The following is an 18,593-nucleotide window of genomic DNA, read 5'->3' on the forward strand; positions in this document are numbered from 1 at the left end:
GCAACCTGAATCAATTATGCTTTAATCAGTGCCTCTCGCAATTTCGCGACCTGATCACGTAGTGCTGCGGCCTGTTCAAACTCAAGATTCTTAGCATGCTCATGCATCTGTTTCTCCAATGAGTCCATCTGATGACTTAGCGACGCAATATCGGGGCCGCCGTAAGGAGCCCTCGACTCAGCAACCTTGTTATTGTCAATCTCCAGTCCTTCGGTACTCTTATCTCCCACATCCATAACATCGGTGATCTTCTTCGACACCCCTTTAGGGGTGATGCCATTATCGAGATTAAATTGATGCTGTAACTTGCGACGCCGTTCGGTCTCCCCCATAGCACGCGACATCGAATCTGTTATCTTATCGGCATAGAGGATCACCTTGCCGTTAATATTTCGTGCGGCGCGGCCAATTGTTTGAATAAGTGAACGTTCTGATCGTAAGAAGCCCTCTTTATCTGCATCGAGTATGCACACCAGAGAAACCTCCGGAAGATCCAGCCCCTCTCTCAACAGGTTAATACCAACCAGCACATCGAACACGCCTAAACGTAGATCTCTGATGATCTCTACCCGTTCAACCGTATCGATATCAGAATGCAGATATCTGACCTTTATCCCGTGCTCATCGAGGTATTCAGTAAGATCTTCAGACATACGTTTGGTCAACGTTGTGACCAAAACTCTCTCTTTTAGCTTTACACGCTGAGCGACCTCTGAAAGTAGGTCATCAACCTGAATAGCAATAGGGCGAACCTCGAGTACAGGATCCAATAGTCCCGTAGGTCTGATAACCTGCTGAGCTACCTCACCATCACTCTTATCTACCTCATATTTACCAGGCGTGGCCGACACATAGATAGTTTGTGGCATCAGACTTTCAAACTCTTCAAACTTCAGCGGCCTGTTATCCAATGCCGAGGGTAACCGAAATCCATACTCGACCAGATTAGATTTTCTGGATCTATCACCCTTATACATAGCACCAATTTGTGGCACGGTTACATGTGACTCATCGATGATCAACAGTCCGTCATCTGGCAAATAATCAAGCAAAGTCGGCGGACCGTCACCCTCAGCTCTGCCGGAAAGATATCTGGAATAGTTCTCGATACCGGAACAATAACCCAGTTCGGTCATCATCTCGACATCATACTGTACGCGTTCATTAATTCTTTGCGCTTCTATCAGTTTATTATTATCTAATAGTTGCTTCTTGCGTATTCTTAGCTCTTCTTTGATATCTTCGGTCGCAGCAAGAATTTTCTCACGTGGTGTAACGTAATGGCTTTTAGGATAAACGGTTGTTCTGGCAATACGCTTCACGATATGACCCGTTAGTGGATCGAATAGGCTTAAACGTTCAATCTCTACATCAAACAGTTCGACCCGAATAGCCTCTTTATCCGAATCGGCCGGAAAAATATCGATGACCTCTCCTCTGACCCTGTAGGTTCCCCGCTTCAATTCGATATCATTACGGGTATATTGCAACTCACTCAGTCGCTTTAAGATATCCCTCTGATCCATGAAATCACCTTGTCTTAGGTGTAATAGCATCTTCAGATAAGAATCTGGGTCGCCCAGACCGTAAATGGCAGAAACCGACGCAATGAGAACCACATCTTTGCGTTCCAGCAGGGCTTTTGTTGCAGAGAGCCGCATCTGTTCGATATGGGCATTAACCGAAGCATCTTTTTCTATAAAGGTATTCGTCGACGGTACATAGGCTTCAGGTTGATAGTAATCGTAATAGGAGACAAAATACTCAACCGCATTGTGTGGAAAAAACTCCTTCATTTCACCATACAATTGAGCGGCCAAGGTTTTATTAGGCGCCATTATGATGGTGGGCCTGGCTAGTTGCTTAATCACATTAGCAATAGTGAACGTTTTACCAGAGCCTGTTACACCGAGTAAAGTTTGGCACGCAACTCCGGACTCAATACCATCAACCAGCTTTTCAATCGCTTTAGGTTGATCCCCTGCCGGACTGTATTGAGATTCGAGTTGAAACGTAGATTCTGTCACAGAGTTCTTCCCCATATAATTAGCCCTCCATTTTATACTAATCCTGATGAATATGTGATCATTGTTCGTAAATGAAACGCCTCTAAGGTGATCAGCTTTATCAGACACTCATTACCTAAGTTAAGAGCACGAGTTCAGAGCAGCAATTCAGGTCAGTTAGTAGAAGACTGGATATAGCATTGCGATATAGACGTCCCAGGCATAGGTTACCTTCTATGGATTTGTTAAACTTTATCGATAGACTCCGATTCCATTAATACTCGCGCTTCACTCCCGGCGACGTCGACTTACCACTCAGTATCGGCATTATTTAACTCTTTATTTATCACTCGATGATGAAAACCAAGAGTAATTGTGCCAGCAAGGTCATTTTTAATGATTTGTTTTTTTATTCATTAGACTCATGACTGGAAACGAAAATATCGTTCGGATCACCTTGATTGTTCGGCTAATAACATAACCAGGTAACATTTTATTGTTTTATTCATGAAATTTTAGAACATACCAAATCAATGGCAACAATGGTCATTATATCGCCGCAAGCCCAATGAAAATGCCAAACTAATACACAAGATAGAGCATTCATTCAGTTACATTTAAGCAACAGGCCAATATAAGAATCAAAGAAGTTCTTGATTTTCGTATTGCATTGTAAATAAAGGGTTTTATTTACCTACAAAAATGATGCGCATTTTAAGCTCAAGCCCCTATTTATGAGGCTTTGAAACACATTTTTAAGCTTAACTCACAGGTTTATCCACAGATTTAGTGGATAAGTCAATCTAACCCTGATTACACGTGGCTTTAGGAGGGGTTTGGTTAATGAGGCATGTCATAAGAAATGTATGTAATTTTGCTACATTTGAAACTGAATTAACCTTTCATCGATTCTATCTCGTATATTTTCGATGCAAAAACATATCACCTTGTATAGAAGATCTGGATTGATTCTAACTAACACAAGACTCACTCACTAATACTAATTGACCATTAACCAGCGACGTTCGGACACCATCTATCACAACCCGTTCCCGGCTCGCATCGGTAAAACCGAGATAACAGCAATGGATAAAGATCAGCTCAATAAGCCTGAGCAGCCAAAAAACGCTTACTTTAAGGAAACAGTTTACATCTCACGGTTCAAACATCCCCCTCTACACGTAGACACTTATCATATTCTCAGTATCGACTTCTCCGTATAGCCATGTTCCTTCTGCCTCCTTAGTATAGATTGCTACCCTACTCCCTGAATATGACGCCCCTCTTATTAGCAAGCAATATCCTGGAGCCGTAAAGAAGGTTTAAAAATCACATTTCTATCAGCATTTTATTGATACGCTTGCGCCTGAATAATATTTGTCCCCATAAAAATGGCCAGACAAGCATCAAAATGATGGAATCTACATCATGATGGACGTTAGATGAGCACTTAACAGCTTAATTACACTTTTTTTTGTTACTCGAGTTGACTCATCATGAAGAGCGATTTAATATGCGCTCCGTCTTCAACGACGAATAGCTTAAACGTTTCCCCTGTAGTTCAGTTGGTAGAACGGCGGACTGTTAATCCGTATGTCACTGGTTCGAGTCCAGTCTGGGGAGCCAAAGTTATTTTAAAATGAAGCACAACAGGTGTTTACCTGTTTAATAATGATGTTCCCCTGTAGTTCAGTTGGTAGAACGGCGGACTGTTAATCCGTATGTCACTGGTTCGAGTCCAGTCTGGGGAGCCAAATTATTAAACGCACTTGTTAATGATAAATTAAAATCGATTCCCCTGTAGTTCAGTTGGTAGAACGGCGGACTGTTAATCCGTATGTCACTGGTTCGAGTCCAGTCTGGGGAGCCACTTTATTATTAATAATAAACATCTTTGAAAAATCGATTCCCCTGTAGTTCAGTTGGTAGAACGGCGGACTGTTAATCCGTATGTCACTGGTTCGAGTCCAGTCTGGGGAGCCACTTTTTCAAAAAATAAACTAGCAATTCCCCTGTAGTTCAGTTGGTAGAACGGCGGACTGTTAATCCGTATGTCACTGGTTCGAGTCCAGTCTGGGGAGCCATTAGTTTATGAAAAAACTGTAAAACTTTAATTCGATTCCCCTGTAGTTCAGTTGGTAGAACGGCGGACTGTTAATCCGTATGTCACTGGTTCGAGTCCAGTCTGGGGAGCCAAATTAGAAAAACTTGTTTGATAGATATAAATCGATTCCCCTGTAGTTCAGTTGGTAGAACGGCGGACTGTTAATCCGTATGTCACTGGTTCGAGTCCAGTCTGGGGAGCCACTTATACCATTCCTATGCCCACATCTCTCTAATATCAGCATTAAATTTTCGCTCTGCCTAGTTTTCAGATAGAATAACCTCCAGAATTTACTAAAATTAATATAATTTTCATTTCTGCGTATGGATTCTTTATGAGCTTAACAAAAATATTCCAAAGCTTTTTATTTGTCCTCTTCGTCGGTATCTGTTTCCTCGTATACGTAGACCAAACCAATCTACTCTCAGAAAAAGTCCATTCCAGACTCGCGCATTATCAAAACAGCTTTAATACCGATCGAGCCTTACCCTCCAGTGGCAATGAACTCTTGGCCGAATTGGAAAAAAATGACAAGTTTCAATTCTTTCAATATATACACAGTACAGATAGCAGCTATAACCTTACTCAAGGCGAGTTGATTTCTGGTTCTAATCACCCTTTGGCATCCCTGTTTCCAATAGAGATGTCTGATACCCGCACTTTCACAGAGGGGCGACTACAGATAAAGCTATTCAAAGAAGATATTCTCGATGCCACAATATCTTCTTTTCAAAATGCGATAATCGTCTTGGGAGCAGCCTATCTGCTTGTGGCCATCACTTTTTACCTCTTGATGTTAAGGCTTAAGCGGGCGATCAGATACTCAGCTACCTATATTTCAGGTCTTTCAAATCACTCATTTGATGCTTTCGAAGCCTCTAAACTCGGCTCAGAGTTAAAACCTATCGGAGTGGCGCTTGAAAAGTTAAAAGTAAAACTCAAAACAAACATAGATCGAGCCGCCGATGAGAATGAAAAGCTGGCTAAGGTCGCTTATCAAGACCCTGTAACAGGCTTAGCCACACGTACCGTATTTACACAAAAATTAGAATCTTTCTCTGAACTGAGTAAAGATCACATTGGCCTGATGGCGATTGTTAAAGCTTCTGAATTGGCACAAATAAATAATAACTTTGGTCGTACAGCCGGTGACGACTACCTATCAGAGGTAGCCAACTGTATTCGTAAATCTCTGAGTGAACTCCCGAACTCTGAATGCTTCAGAATTTCGACAGCCGATTTTGCGGTTTTCATTCCAGATCTGATCCTCAAAGATGGCATACCATTTCTGGAATCGTTAAAAACGCTATTTGACGAGTATCAACAAACTCTGAACACCGAATCAATCGCTCATGTTGGCCTTGTGCCTTATCAACACGATAGTGATACGGTCAAATTACTCACGCTAGCGGATACGGCGGTAAGCATTGCCCAGACATTGGGGCCAAACTGTTTCTATATGCAGGATAAGTTTAATGGTGACGAGGTATATGGAGACACGCGCTGGAAAGAAGCCATTGATGACCTGATTCACAGGCAAGCCCTTAAATTTTACCAGCAACCAATCCACCCCTGTAGAACCGAGGTCTTAGTTTATAAAGAGCTGTTGACCCGTTTCTATAATAGTGAAGGAAAGTTTTTACCTACCACAACGGTAATCGCAATGGCCGAGCGACACGGCATGATATTAGATCTCGATAAACTCATCATAATAAATACTATTAAGATGCTGATTAATACCCCTGCCATGTCAGGAGCCTACGGCATAAATATTAGTTCCTCTTCAATTATGCAGGATAGTTTTGTGGCCTGGATTAAAGATCTGCTTGCAAAGCAACGTCATATCGCAGCCAGATTGGTATTTGAAGTCAATGAGTCAGGCATGCAAACCAATTTATCTGCCAGCCATAAATTTGTTAGAACTATGCATAGTGTTGGTGCCAGAGTTTCTGTCGAACATTTTGGCATGGGATTTACCTCCTTTAAATTCTTTAAAGAGGTAAGGCCCGACTATATCAAACTCGACGGTAGCTACACCGATGGGATTGTTCAGGACACTAACAATAAGTTTTTCATTAAGATGATCGTAGACATAGCCAGAAGACTCGGGATCAGGGTGATTGCTACCAGTGTTGAGCGTCAAGAAGAGAAGCTGGTACTGGAGAGAATGCACGTCGATGGTTTACAAGGTTACTATATTTCACAACCCCAAGCCGCACAGACGATTGAGTAAGTCTCATTGATAGCATAAGAAAAGAGCAGTTTCAGTAAAACCTTGTATTCTATGTGTTGTTTATAGACACGGAAAAGTCGATAATAGAGGGAATAATTGCCTTCGAAAATGAATAAGAGATGAGTGAATATCTCCTGCTTTTGATCAGCACTGTGTTGGTCAACAACTTTGTATTAGTTAAATTTCTTGGTTTATGCCCTTTCATGGGAGTTTCCAGCAAACTCGAATCAGCCATTGGCATGTCGATGGCGACAACGTTTGTCCTGACTCTCGCGTCCGTATTAAGCTACTTAGTTAATCAGTATCTGTTATTACCTTTTGAGCTTGGCTACCTGAGGACGATGAGCTTTATTTTAGTCATTGCCGTTGTGGTTCAATTTACCGAAATGCTTGTTCAAAAAACCAGTGCCTCTCTCTACAGGGCCCTGGGAATATACCTTCCTCTTATCACCACAAACTGTGCAGTGCTCGGTGTCGCCTTGCTGAATATCAGTGAGAAACACAACTTCATCGAGTCAGCGATTTATGGTTTTGGTGCAGCTGTCGGTTTTTCTCTGGTGCTGATCCTATTTTCAGCAATGCGTGAGCGGCTTGCCGCAGCCGACGTCCCTCTTCCGTTCAGAGGCGGGGCCATTGCCATGATCACAGCGGGCCTTATGTCTCTTGCATTTATGGGTTTTACAGGATTGGTTAAATAAGTATGTCCGGAATTTTTATCGCAATAATTTTACTAACAATCCTGGCACTCTTGTTTGGTATCTTACTCGGTTTTGCCGCAGAGAAATTTAAAGTAGAGGGTGATCCACTTGTCGACCAATTAGAAGCGCTTTTGCCTCAGACACAATGTGGTCAATGCGGATACCCTGGTTGCCGTCCTTATGCAGAGGCTATTGCCCACGGCGAAAAGATCAACAAATGCCCTCCCGGTGGCAGTGCCACCATGGAAAAGTTAGCTGAGATGGCTGGCGTTGAACCAGAGCCCCTTTCGGCCACCGAAGAGGTGCAAGTCAAGAAAGTCGCTTATATCCGTGAAGATGAATGCATAGGATGCACTAAGTGTATACAAGCCTGTCCCGTCGACGCCATCTTAGGTACCGGTAAGTTAATGCACACAGTTATCACCGACTACTGCACGGGCTGCGACCTTTGCGTAGCCCCCTGCCCGGTTGATTGCATAGATATGTTACCCGTAGAGCAAACCGTTAAAAATTGGGATTGGAAGCTTAATGCTATTCCCGTAAAAACCTTGGATGAGGATTGCCAGTGCTAACTTTATTTGAACAGATTGATAAAGGGACACTGTGGCGTTCAATTGGCGGTATCCATCCTCCGGAGAGTAAAACCCTCTCAAATAGAACTTGTATTGCATCATTGGCCTTGGCCGATGAATATGTGGTTCCGCTGAATCAAGTCGGTGAATCGTCAGTTCTCGCAGTCTCTGAAGGCGATTACGTCACCAAGGGTATGCCCTTAACTCGCGGTACCCATTTTGGTCACCTATCCGTACATGCACCGACATCGGGTCATGTAACTAAAATCGAGCAGCGCCCAAGCAATCATGCATCCGGGCTGCCGGTGTTAAGCTGTGTCATATCTCCGGATGGGCTTGATACACTGGATCCAAATATACATGCCCCACTTTCCTGGAGTGACATTGCCTCTTGGTCAAACGAAGAGATATTAAAGAAAATACAAGATGCTGGTATTGCAGGCTTGGGCGGCGCAGCATTTCCTACCCATATCAAGCTTAACCCAGCCAGTGATATTGAACTGCTGATCATCAACGCCATTGAATGTGAGCCATACATCACAGCCGATGATGTGATCATGCGGGAGCATAGTGATGCGATATGCTTAGGGATCGCCATCATCCACCGTCTGCTTCAACCTAAACGACTGATTATCGCAATCGAAGATAACAAACCTGAAGCTATCGAAGAGATGCATCACGCATTGAACCGCAGTCAACTCCCCAAAGAGGGCGTCAGGATAACCAGTGTCCCTACTCTCTATCCTTCAGGAGGGGAAAAACAGTTAATACAGATATTAACTGGACAAGAGGTGCCCTCTGGGTCGATTCCGGCGCATCTCGGAATAGTCGTTCAAAACGTAGCAACCAGCTACGCGATTAAAGATGCAGTCTTAAGAAATTACCCGCTCATTGAACGTGTTGTCACTGTCACAGGCAATAACACATCCAACCCCGGTAATTATTGGGTCCCCATTGGCACACCAATATCTCATCTGTTAACTCAGACAGGGTTCAGAGGCAATGAAACCGATAAGGTGATTATCGGTGGTCCCATGATGGGTTACGCCCTATACAATGACAGTGCTCCCATCATAAAAGGTAGTAACTGCCTGCTCTTGCCCGATAACAAAGAGCTGGCTCCGGAGCAAAAAGAGCTACCCTGTGTGCGCTGTGGTGAATGTGCTCAAGTGTGTCCGGCTCTACTTTTACCACAACAACTGTTTTGGCATGCTAAAGCTAAAGAATACGATAAAGCCGCTAACTTCAATCTTGCCGATTGCATAGAGTGTGGATGTTGTACTTATGTCTGCCCAAGTAATATCCCATTGGTAGAGTATTACAGAATAGCCAAATCGGCAGTTAAAACGGAAGCTGAAGAGAAGAAACAGGCCGAACTTGCGAAGCAAAGGTTTGAATTGAGAACTCAGCGGTTAGAAGATGAGAGACTAGCCCGAGAAGCTAAGCAAAAAGAAGCTGCCGAACGACGTAAGGCCAATATGTCAGGTAGTGATAAAGATGCCGTGGCTGAGGCCATGGCCAGAATTAAGGCTAAAAAGGCTGCCTCAGGCTCTCAGGAGGTCACTAATACAGCAAAGACCTCCGATAGCAAGCGTAAGGATGTCTCCGCAGCAATCGCTCGTGCTAAAGCTAAGAAAGCCGCTCAGAGCGCACCTGATGCTACAGAAAATTCAACGTCTTCTGCGGCCAACCCAGCGGCCGATGATAGGAAGGCACAAATTGCGGCTGCAGTTGCCAGGGCAAAAGCAAAAAAATCGGCACCGCAAGCCTCTGAAACAGATAGCAGCGATGAGCCGGCAACTCCTGCTGACGCAATTGATATACCACCAAATGTGGTAGCCCCCGTCGATGATAGGAAAGCTAAGATTGCAACAGCCGTGGCCAGAGCCAAGGCTAAGAAGGCGGCACAGCTAGCCCCTGAAACCGACAGCATCGATAGCACTGCACCTTCGGTTGAGGTCAGCGACGAGCCGCAAGAGGCACCAGCCCCCGCCGACGATAGGAAAGCTAAGATTGCAGCAGCCGTGGCCAGAGCCAAGGCTAAGAAGGCGGCACAGCTAGCCCCTGAAACCGACAGCATCGATAGCACTGCACCTTCGGTTGAGGTCAGCAACGAGCCGCAAGAGGCACTAGTCCCCGCCGACGATAGGAAAGCTAAGATTGCAGCAGCCGTGGCGAAAGCCAAGGCTAAGAAGACGGCACAGCAAGCCCCTGAAACTGATAGCACTGATAGCACTGCACCTTCGGTTGAGGTCAGCAACGAGCCGCAAGAGGCACCACCCCCTGTCGATGATAAGAAAGCACGGGTAGCGGCAGCCGTGGCCAGAGCAAAGGCTAAAAAAGCGGCGCAACATGTGTCCCAAGCCGATAGCGGAGTTGAGCCGGCAGCGCTCGTTGACGCAAACGACGCATCACAAGAGGCTCCTGCCCTCGTCGATGATAAGAAAGCAAGGATAGCCGCAGCAGTCGCCAAGGCAAAGGCTAAAAAAGCAATGTTAAAAACAGAAAGTGAAAAGGAATAACTGATGGCGTTTAAGATAGCCTCATCGCCTCATTTGAGTCGTAGTTTTCAAACCAGCTCTTTAATGCAGCGGGTCATGTTATGTGCCCTACCCGGCGTTGCAGTGCAGTGTTACTTCTTCGGCTGGGGTACTGTCATCCAAGCCCTGTTAGCCATGAGCATTGCAATCATCAGTGAAGCTGTAGTGCTTAAACTCAGAGCCCGTAACGTCACACAAACACTCAAAGATAACAGCGCGCTACTTACAGGTTTACTCATAGGCATCGCAATTCCACCTTTAGCGCCCTGGTGGGTAACTGTGATAGGCACCTTGTTTGCGATAGTGATAGTCAAACAACTTTATGGTGGGCTCGGACATAATATTTTTAATCCAGCCATGGCCGCTTATGTCATGTTACTGATCTCATTTCCTGTGCAGATGACGAGTTGGGTAGCCCCCTCGGTGATAGCGAGTCATCCGGTTGACTTAGTTCATAGCTTACAAATGGTTTTCACCGGGGCCTCCTCGTCTGAGATCGATGCCTATAAACTCGGGGTTGATGGCATATCGATGGCAACTCCACTCGATACAATCAAAACTGATCTGGCCATGGGGCTGACTACAATCGAGAGCCTTTCTAAAGCCATCTTTTCAGATGGATTTGGTGTTGGTTGGTTTTGGGTCAACCTGGCTTATCTTGCCGGTGGCTTAGTGATGCTGAAACTAAAAGTCATACGTTGGCATATTACTGCCGGCATATTAGCGTCCCTGTTTATCTGTTCAAGTGTCGGCTACCTGCTTAATCCTGATACCTTTGCAGGTCCCTTGTTGCATCTATTCTCCGGTGCGACCATGTTAGCCGCCTTCTTTATTGCCACCGACCCTGTGACAGCTGCAACCAGCGTAAGAGGCCGTTTAGTCTTTGGCGCCTTGATCGGTATTATTGTTTACATCATTCGAACTTTTGGTGGCTATCCGGATGCCTTTGCATTTGCGATTTTATTAGCCAACCTCTGCGCTCCTTTTATCGATCATTATATGAAGCCTAGGGCCTACGGCCATAGAGCATCGACTTAAGCAGACCGGAGTTTCACTTGAAAAAATCTATGATAAAAAACGGTTTGTTACTGGGTGTATTTGCACTTTTTTGCACTGCACTCGTGGCGATAGTCAACCAGCAAACCTTCGAGCAGATTAAGCTGCAACAGCAACTCGAATTAAGACGAGTATTACATCAAATCGTCCCCGATGAACTTCATGATAATGAGCTTAGTGAATACTGTATTCTTATTCATGATGAAGACGCATTAGGTATCGATGAGCCCTTGCCGTCATACATAGCAAGCATGCAGAATCTTCCTGTCGCTATCGCAATAGAGGCAGTGGCGCCTGATGGCTATAACGGTAATATCAGACTCATCATAGGTATCAATACCGCGGGAGAAATACTGGGAGTAAGAACTCTGAAACACTCAGAAACCCCGGGGCTTGGTGATAAGATTGATTTGAGAAAATCTGATTGGGTACTGGGTTTTAATAATAGGTCCATACTAGATGCAAAAGACAGACTCTGGCAGGTAAAAAAAGATGGCGGAGATTTTGATCAGTTTACCGGTGCAACCATAACACCCAGAGCGTACGTTAAAGCGGTAAAGAATGCCTTGCTGTATTTCAATTCAAATAAAGATACCTTGCTAGCAAGGCCTGCAAATTGTGAGGTTAACTACCAATGAATAGTGTGCTGAATGAATACAAGACGATTGCAATACAGGGCCTATGGAAAAATAACCCAGGTTTAGTGCAACTGCTAGGACTTTGCCCTCTGCTTGCTGTCACAGCGACACTGACCAATGCTTTGGGGCTGGGGCTTGCTACTATGGCCGTGCTCATTGGTTCGAATGTTCTGGTCTCACTGGTGAAATTTTATGTTCCGCGAGAGATCCGTATCCCTGTATTTGTCATGATAATCGCTGCCCTGGTCACCTGTGTACAACTGCTGATTAATGCTTATGCTTACGGCCTATACCTCTCTCTGGGCATTTTCCTGCCGCTGATCGTCACCAACTGCGTGATCATTGGACGTGCCGAGGCTTTTGCATCACGCAACTCTTTGCTTAAGTCCGCTTTCGATGGCTTCATGATGGGCTTAGGCTTTCTGCTTGTCCTTGCCGTACTCGGAGCGTCTCGTGAGATCTTAGGGCAAGGGACACTATTTGAAGGCGCAGATCTGCTACTTGGCGATTGGGCGGCCAGCCTGACAGTTCATCTTTGGCAGGTCGATACCAGCTTCTTGCTCGCCATGTTACCACCAGGAGCATTTATCGGTATGGGTTTCCTGATAGCGTTCAAGAATATCGTCGATAAGCAAATTGCAGACCGTACTACGGCCCCCCTTGTTACCGAAACGGTTACGCGTGCCAGAATAACGAAAGTTAGCTAACCTGCATTTATTACAAGAGTAAAGAATAAGAGATGAACAAGTCAAAGCGTATAAAGATCCTTGAAATCTTAAGAGAAAATAATCCTCATCCCGAAACTGAGCTTAATTTCTCCAGTCCGTTTGAGTTGCTCGTTGCCGTCACGCTCTCGGCTCAGGCTACTGACGTTAGTGTCAATAAAGCTACCGATAAATTATTCCCGGTTGCCAACACGGCCCATGCAATCCATGCTCTGGGTGTCGATGGCCTGAAAGAATACATAAAGACAATTGGTCTTTATAACAACAAAGCGATTAACGTCATTAAAGCCTGTGAAATACTTATTGAAAAGTATGATGGGGAAGTGCCGGAGGATCGAGAAGCACTCGAATCACTGCCGGGTGTAGGCCGAAAAACGGCCAATGTAGTGCTCAATACCGCGTTTGGCTGGCCAACCATAGCTATCGATACTCATATTTTCCGAGTCGCTAACAGAACAAAATTTGCAATAGGTAAGAATGTTGTCGATGTCGAAGATAAGATGCTCAAAGTTGTCCCAAGTGAGTTTATGGTCGACGTACATCACTGGTTCATTCTTCACGGACGCTATACCTGCATAGCAAGAAAGCCCCGCTGTGGCAGTTGCCTGATTGAAGAGCTTTGTGAATTCAAAGACAAAGTCTATCCTGAGTAACCTGACTCCGAAACAAAAAAAGCCGCATAGCGGCTTTTTATTTATCTGAATTCGCGTCTAAACCAATTGGTATCAGAACAAGCAAACGAAGAAAACTGATAAAAATACGGCAATGATAGCAGTGGTACTGACGGCCATTTTTAATTCTGTGTTCATTTAAGACTCTCATTAGATAGTAGATAGTTTCCTATCGCATTATCTAAAGAAATAACATAGATTCAAATCAATAAATGTTTAAAGTGTGATCTGTTCTCAAGTTAATGAATAGCATTATTTTTCTGAGCATCACCCAAACTTAAACAGACGTATGATACCAATCGATATTATAATCCCAACCACTAATAAAAATTCACTCGAGGTAACCATGTCGCAACTTTTACACACTATGATCCGTGTTGGTAACTTAGAAAAAAGCATTCATTTTTATACTCAAATCATGGGAATGAAGCTACTGCGAAAATCTGAAAACAGTGAATACCGATACACGCTGGCCTTTGTCGGATTCGACGATGAGTCAACGGGGAGTGCCGTGATCGAACTCACCCACAACTGGGACACCGACAGTTACGATCAAGGCAATGCCTTCGGTCACCTCGCCATTGGTGAAGAGGATATCTATGCCCGTTGTAAAGCCATCGAGAATGCCGGCGGTAAGATTGTTCGGGCACCGGGCCCCGTTGCAGGCGGGAGCACAGAAATAGCCTTCGTAGAAGATCCTGATGGTTATAAAATCGAGCTTATCCAGATGAGCTCAGCGCAGAAAGGACTTGGCTAAATCCTTTTCATCACGGGTCAAATTCAAGAATAAAAAAAGCGCCTTACGGCGCTTTTTTTATCTAGCAAATTATCGGTTAGCCATTCATTAGAACTTGAATGAAACACCACCGTAAATTTGACGTCCGATAGTGTCGTAGACCTCTGGTACGGTTCCAGCTGTATTGCCACTAGCCACCATAACAGGTTCCACATCGGTGAGGTTTTTAACACCCAGTGTCGCACTGATAGCATCACTGAAGTGATACATACCCGAAATGTTGTGATAAAGCACTGATTCGACCTCATCACCGTAGTTAATATCGGTCATCTCACCGATATAGCGGTTTGAGTACATGATGCTCCAATCACCCTGACCTGCCTGGATGCTAAAGTTATTCTTAACTTCTGCATATCCGCCAAACATACCGCCGATAGTACCTGTATAGTCGACACCATCTTGTTCAAACTCGAGCAGATAAGTCAGGTCGTTGTTAATCTTCCAATCTAAACCTAAACCTTCAAAGTTATAAGCCAGGTTAAAGTCGATACCACTGGTATCTTGATAACCTACGTTAGTTAACGGGTTAGTCAGGTTGGATAGGTCGCCACCAGGTGTGATATTAAAGGTTTCACACGCTGTCGCATCACCGGCATAGCAAGAGTCCAAGCCAGCCTGTACATCAAGGCGCGAAATTGCATCTTTAATCTTAAAACGCCAGTAATCAAGCGTCACAGACATGCCATCAACATAACTAGGAGAATAGACTAAACCAGCAGTATAGGACTCGGAAGTTTCCGCCTGCAGGTCTTCGTCAGATGTATAGTTAACTAATATTTGAGGATCCTGTTCGTTACCCCATGGGTCGTTCAGGTAATCATAAGAGCCAACATTACCACCGTATAGCTCACTCACGTTAGGCGCTCTGAAACCGGTAGCCGCAACGGTACGCAACATCAAGTCATCAGTAGCCACATAAGTCAGGCCAATTTTCCAGGTCGACGCGTTACCAAAGGTAGAGTAATCGTCGAAACGCAGTGCAAATTCACCGGTCAATTTGTCGGTGAAAGGTACACTCACCTCTTGATAGACCGAGAATACGCTATAGCTACCGTCCGTAGGATCTTGCTGCGCCGCAGTTCCGTCACCATTTTGAATCACTTGATCTGGAGTGTAGTAACCACTCTCATGGCGATATTCAGCACCGATAGCATAAGCCACAGCACCTGCGTCTAAGTCGAATGCTTCACCACTGATCACACCCGAAACAGTATGTTGGTCATTACCGCCATCTGTCGTCTCCAGGTAGCTTACATCGTTAATGATTGCATCACTTAACGGATCGCCATTGAACCAGTCATCGGTATTGTCGTACATTGACTGTTCCATCTTTGTCGCATTGATGGAGTTGTGGACCCAAGTTGTGGCCTTGTTGCTTCCGTAGGTATAGGCAACATCCCAATCTATTCCGGTATGAACGTCAAGCGTGCCGGCTAAGCCACCAGATACTCTCAATGTATCGGTATCTTGTTCATAGATACGATTGCCCGCATCAGTCATACGACGACGGTACTCTAACTGACCGTTATCATCCGGTGTGATTCCACCATCTTTCATCGCCTGAGTGTACTCAATGCAATTACCGGTTTGACCGGTTTCACAGACATCTAGCATTACCGATGCAGGCTGAGGTGCCATCATCTGCTTAGACTTACGCTTGGTGTAGAGCAGATCACCGGTAAATACCATGTCATTGCCCAACTCTTGGGTCGCATTAGCAAACAGGCTGTAACGCGTATTAGGTGTCTGTAACCAGCTATCTTTGGTGTAATCATAACCTTCGGTACGATCTACCCATTCATCACCCTCTTTGACCTTGCCGCCAAGCGAGCCGCCGGGTACGAAAGAGCTGGCACCAGGCTCAACCCAGTCACGATCTCCCTGCATCACACCACCGCGGTCTGAGTATGCAGCACCAAAGGTGTAGTTACCTGTATCAGTATTGAAACCATAAAGCGCACTTATCTCTATGTTCTCACCGTCACTCTTATCTGTAGCGCCGCCATTAATGTCAACTTGGAAGCCTTCAAAGTCTTTCTTGGTGATGATGTTAACAACACCCGCGATTGCGTCGGAGCCGTATACCGCGGAGGCACCATCTTTTAATATTTCGACTCGGGCGATCATAGCGACAGGAATAGTATTCAAGTCCACAGCACTATCTGCGCCAGATCCTGAATTAACCATACGGCGACCGTTCAACAATACTAAGGTCCTGCTTGAACCCATACCGCGAAGGTCGACCTGGGCTACACCATCGGATCCATTGTTCGTTGTCGATCCCATAGCCATACCAGCCATGGCTGGTTGCGCCTGAAGAATTTCATCGACTGAAGTGTAACCTTCCGCACGAATCGCGCCCGCATCAATAACAGTAACCGGTGAAGCTGTTTCCATGTCTTGACGTTGGATACGGGAGCCTGTGACCGAAATGCGTTCTACATTTGCAGATTCATCCTGAGCGATAGCGGAATTAGATACAGTGAAAGCGGTTGTCGATACCGATGCGATTAATCCAAGCTTTATCGCTGAAGCCAATTTACTACTCGATTGCAGTGATGTTCTTATCATTAAGATTTACTCCCTAACTTATGCTTATACATATTTATTTTTATTACGCCTTTTGGATTTATTTATTGGCGTTGAAATTGATACTGAAGTTTCACCTTAATACAGTCAATCACCCAAATCGTTAACCTATCCCAGATATAAGTTGCGCAAGATAACAAAAATTGTAAACAAAGTATTAACCTGAACATGCCAGTTATTAATAAGTTGAGTTATATAGATTATATAACTGGCAAGAGATAAACATTACAGTATTTAAAGCTGCACAAGCTGTAACTTTTCCCTAACTACGCCAAACAACAGAAGTGTGACGCACGTCACAAAACGTGATTTTATTATTAGGCAGGATGAGATCCTATAAACAGTATTTTATACTTTTGCAGGGTTAAGTTTGTTGAATTGATAAAATATTCAGCCTTCATACAGTTAGTTATTCTGTAAAACATCAAATTATTAAGCAGTTGTAACAAAACAATGCAGTAACACATCGATACCTTTGGAGTGAAAAAGTTTAATTCATCTCATATTGTTAGCCAGATTTTAAATAGCCGCCCCAAACATTAAAATCAGTTACACAACAAATAAACATTAACAAAACTCCTTAACTTATAAATCAACGATAAATATAGCTCACCTTTAAAAGACATATAAAATAGATACAATGTAGAGCCTTAAATTGTTTTAACTGCCAGAGAAGTATATAAAGTCACTATTAGTCAGGACAAGTTAGGAGCACATTTAAGTTTGAGAATACACTACAGTCAGCTATTAAAATAAAAGGGGAGTCTGTAGATTGTGTCAGGTTGGATTTGATTGGCTTTAACTGGGTTAGGTTGAGTCAGGTTAAGTGGAGGGATTAGCTCTGGTTGAGCTGATTGAAATAGTTTCAATTTGTCTACCAGAGGCCTAACGACTACAAGCTTAAGGCCTCTGGAAAATTTGAGAGCTATTTTTCGGGTTGTATGATGTCGAAATGCCGGTACGCACGCTCTGTAGCAATACGGCCTCTTGGTGTACGCTGGATAAAGCCCTGTTGGATCAAAAATGGCTCTAACACATCTTCGATGGTTTCTCTCTCTTCACCAATTGCGGCAGCTAAATTATCCAGGCCTACGGGGCCTCCCATAAACTTATCAATAATGGCCAGTAATAACTTCCTGTCCATATAGTCGAAACCTTCGGAGTCGATATCCAGCATATCTAATGCCAGATTTGCCACTGATTTATTGATTTCGCCATCATGCTTAACCTCCGCGAAATCTCGTACACGTCGCAACAAACGGTTGGCTATCCGCGGCGTACCACGTGAGCGCCTGGCCAACTCTATGGCCCCTTCGTCATCTATGGGCAGTTCGAGGACATTTGCCGAACGAGATACAATTGAACTGAGATCTTTGGTGTTATAGAACTCTAACCTGAGAGGAATACCAAATCTTGCACGCAATGGCGAAGTTAACGCTCCCGCTCTCGTAGTAGCCCCAATTAGTGTAAAGGGTGGCAGATCCAATTTAATTGAACGAGCTGCCGGGCCTTCACCAATCATGATATCTAATTGATAATCCTCCATAGCCGGATAAAGGATCTCCTCGACTACCGAACTAAGACGGTGGATCTCATCGATAAACAGGACATCACCTGGCTCAAGATTAGTCAGTAATGCAGCAAGATCGCCGGCTTTTTCCAGCACCGGACCCGAGGTAGATTTAATATTTACCCCCATCTCATTGGCGACAATCATCGCCAATGTTGTCTTTCCAAGCCCCGGAGGTCCATAGATCAACATATGATCCAGTGCCTCACCACGGTTTTGCGCCGCTTTGATAAATATCTTTAACTGAGCTCTGGTATCATCTTGACCCGTATACTCGTCGAGCAACTTAGGACGCATCGCCCTGTCTATCTGCTCATCACGCTCTTCAGGCCCTTGGGGCTCAGCATGGATTAAACGATCGGCTTCTATCATTAGTATCTCTTCACTTACTCAGT

The 18,593-nt window shown here is 44.5% G+C and carries 12 protein-coding genes and 7 tRNA genes; 16 read left to right on the top strand and 3 right to left on the bottom strand.

What is annotated here, in order from left to right:
- Positions 1-14: 14 nt before the first annotated feature.
- Positions 15-2,027: an excinuclease ABC subunit UvrB gene (gene uvrB / locus EKG39_RS08295; RefSeq protein ID WP_126505243.1), complete on the bottom strand. Its 2,013-nt coding sequence runs from the start codon at positions 2,025-2,027 to the stop codon at positions 15-17.
- 1,529 nt (positions 2,028-3,556) lie between these two features.
- Between uvrB and EKG39_RS08300 the strand changes: the two genes are divergently transcribed.
- From EKG39_RS08300 to gloA, 16 genes are all read left to right on the top strand, one after another.
- Positions 3,557-3,632, top strand: a tRNA-Asn gene (locus EKG39_RS08300).
- A gap of 52 nt (positions 3,633-3,684) precedes the next feature.
- Positions 3,685-3,760: transfer RNA gene (locus EKG39_RS08305), tRNA-Asn, on the top strand.
- A 40-nt stretch (positions 3,761-3,800) separates the two neighbouring features.
- Positions 3,801-3,876: transfer RNA gene (locus EKG39_RS08310), tRNA-Asn, on the top strand.
- Between the two features lie 37 nt (positions 3,877-3,913).
- Positions 3,914-3,989: transfer RNA gene (locus EKG39_RS08315), tRNA-Asn, on the top strand.
- 25 nt (positions 3,990-4,014) lie between these two features.
- Positions 4,015-4,090 (top strand) — tRNA-Asn (locus tag EKG39_RS08320).
- A 36-nt stretch (positions 4,091-4,126) separates the two neighbouring features.
- Positions 4,127-4,202: transfer RNA gene (locus EKG39_RS08325), tRNA-Asn, on the top strand.
- A gap of 35 nt (positions 4,203-4,237) precedes the next feature.
- A tRNA-Asn gene (locus EKG39_RS08330) sits at positions 4,238-4,313 on the top strand.
- Positions 4,314-4,444: 131 nt separating this feature from the next.
- A complete protein-coding gene (locus EKG39_RS08335) occupies positions 4,445-6,343 on the top strand; it encodes an EAL domain-containing protein (protein WP_126505244.1) in 1,899 nt (632 codons plus the stop codon).
- A gap of 119 nt (positions 6,344-6,462) precedes the next feature.
- Positions 6,463-7,041, top strand: a complete 579-nt coding sequence (gene rsxA, locus EKG39_RS08340) for an electron transport complex subunit RsxA (RefSeq protein ID WP_012142388.1) — start codon at positions 6,463-6,465, stop codon at positions 7,039-7,041.
- A gap of 2 nt (positions 7,042-7,043) precedes the next feature.
- On the top strand, positions 7,044-7,613 hold the full coding sequence (gene rsxB / locus EKG39_RS08345) for an electron transport complex subunit RsxB (protein WP_126505245.1): 570 nt from the start codon (positions 7,044-7,046) through the stop codon (positions 7,611-7,613).
- Positions 7,607-10,135, top strand: coding sequence for an electron transport complex subunit RsxC (gene rsxC, locus EKG39_RS08350; RefSeq protein WP_126505246.1), 2,529 nt, complete (start codon positions 7,607-7,609; stop codon positions 10,133-10,135). The genes rsxB and rsxC overlap by 7 nt, the downstream gene beginning before the upstream one ends.
- 3 nt (positions 10,136-10,138) lie before the next feature.
- Complete coding sequence (gene rsxD / locus EKG39_RS08355; RefSeq protein WP_126505247.1) at positions 10,139-11,191, top strand: electron transport complex subunit RsxD; 1,053 nt, start codon at positions 10,139-10,141, stop codon at positions 11,189-11,191.
- A gap of 17 nt (positions 11,192-11,208) precedes the next feature.
- The gene (rsxG, locus tag EKG39_RS08360) at positions 11,209-11,847 is read left to right on the top strand and encodes an electron transport complex subunit RsxG (protein ID WP_126505248.1); all 639 of its coding nucleotides are present in this window, start codon (positions 11,209-11,211) and stop codon (positions 11,845-11,847) included.
- The gene (locus EKG39_RS08365) at positions 11,844-12,554 is read left to right on the top strand and encodes an electron transport complex subunit E (protein ID WP_425470146.1); all 711 of its coding nucleotides are present in this window, start codon (positions 11,844-11,846) and stop codon (positions 12,552-12,554) included. The genes rsxG and EKG39_RS08365 overlap by 4 nt, the downstream gene beginning before the upstream one ends.
- Before the next feature lie 32 nt (positions 12,555-12,586).
- Positions 12,587-13,225, top strand: coding sequence for an endonuclease III (gene nth / locus EKG39_RS08370; protein WP_126505249.1), 639 nt, complete (start codon positions 12,587-12,589; stop codon positions 13,223-13,225).
- Positions 13,226-13,589: 364 nt separating this feature from the next.
- On the top strand, positions 13,590-14,000 hold the full coding sequence (gloA, locus tag EKG39_RS08375; RefSeq protein WP_126505250.1) for a lactoylglutathione lyase: 411 nt from the start codon (positions 13,590-13,592) through the stop codon (positions 13,998-14,000).
- An 87-nt stretch (positions 14,001-14,087) separates the two neighbouring features.
- On the opposite strand, the gene EKG39_RS08380 is transcribed toward gloA, so the two are convergent.
- Entirely contained in the window at positions 14,088-16,610 is a 2,523-nt protein-coding gene (locus EKG39_RS08380; protein ID WP_185817556.1) for a TonB-dependent receptor plug domain-containing protein, read from the bottom strand.
- Positions 16,611-17,553: 943 nt separating this feature from the next.
- Positions 17,554-18,570, bottom strand: a complete 1,017-nt coding sequence (ruvB, locus tag EKG39_RS08385) for a Holliday junction branch migration DNA helicase RuvB (RefSeq protein ID WP_126505251.1) — start codon at positions 18,568-18,570, stop codon at positions 17,554-17,556.
- Between the last annotated feature and the right edge of the window lie 23 nt (positions 18,571-18,593).

Origin of the sequence: Shewanella atlantica (assembly GCF_003966265.1) — a bacterium.
GTDB lineage: Bacteria > Pseudomonadota > Gammaproteobacteria > Enterobacterales > Shewanellaceae > Shewanella > Shewanella atlantica.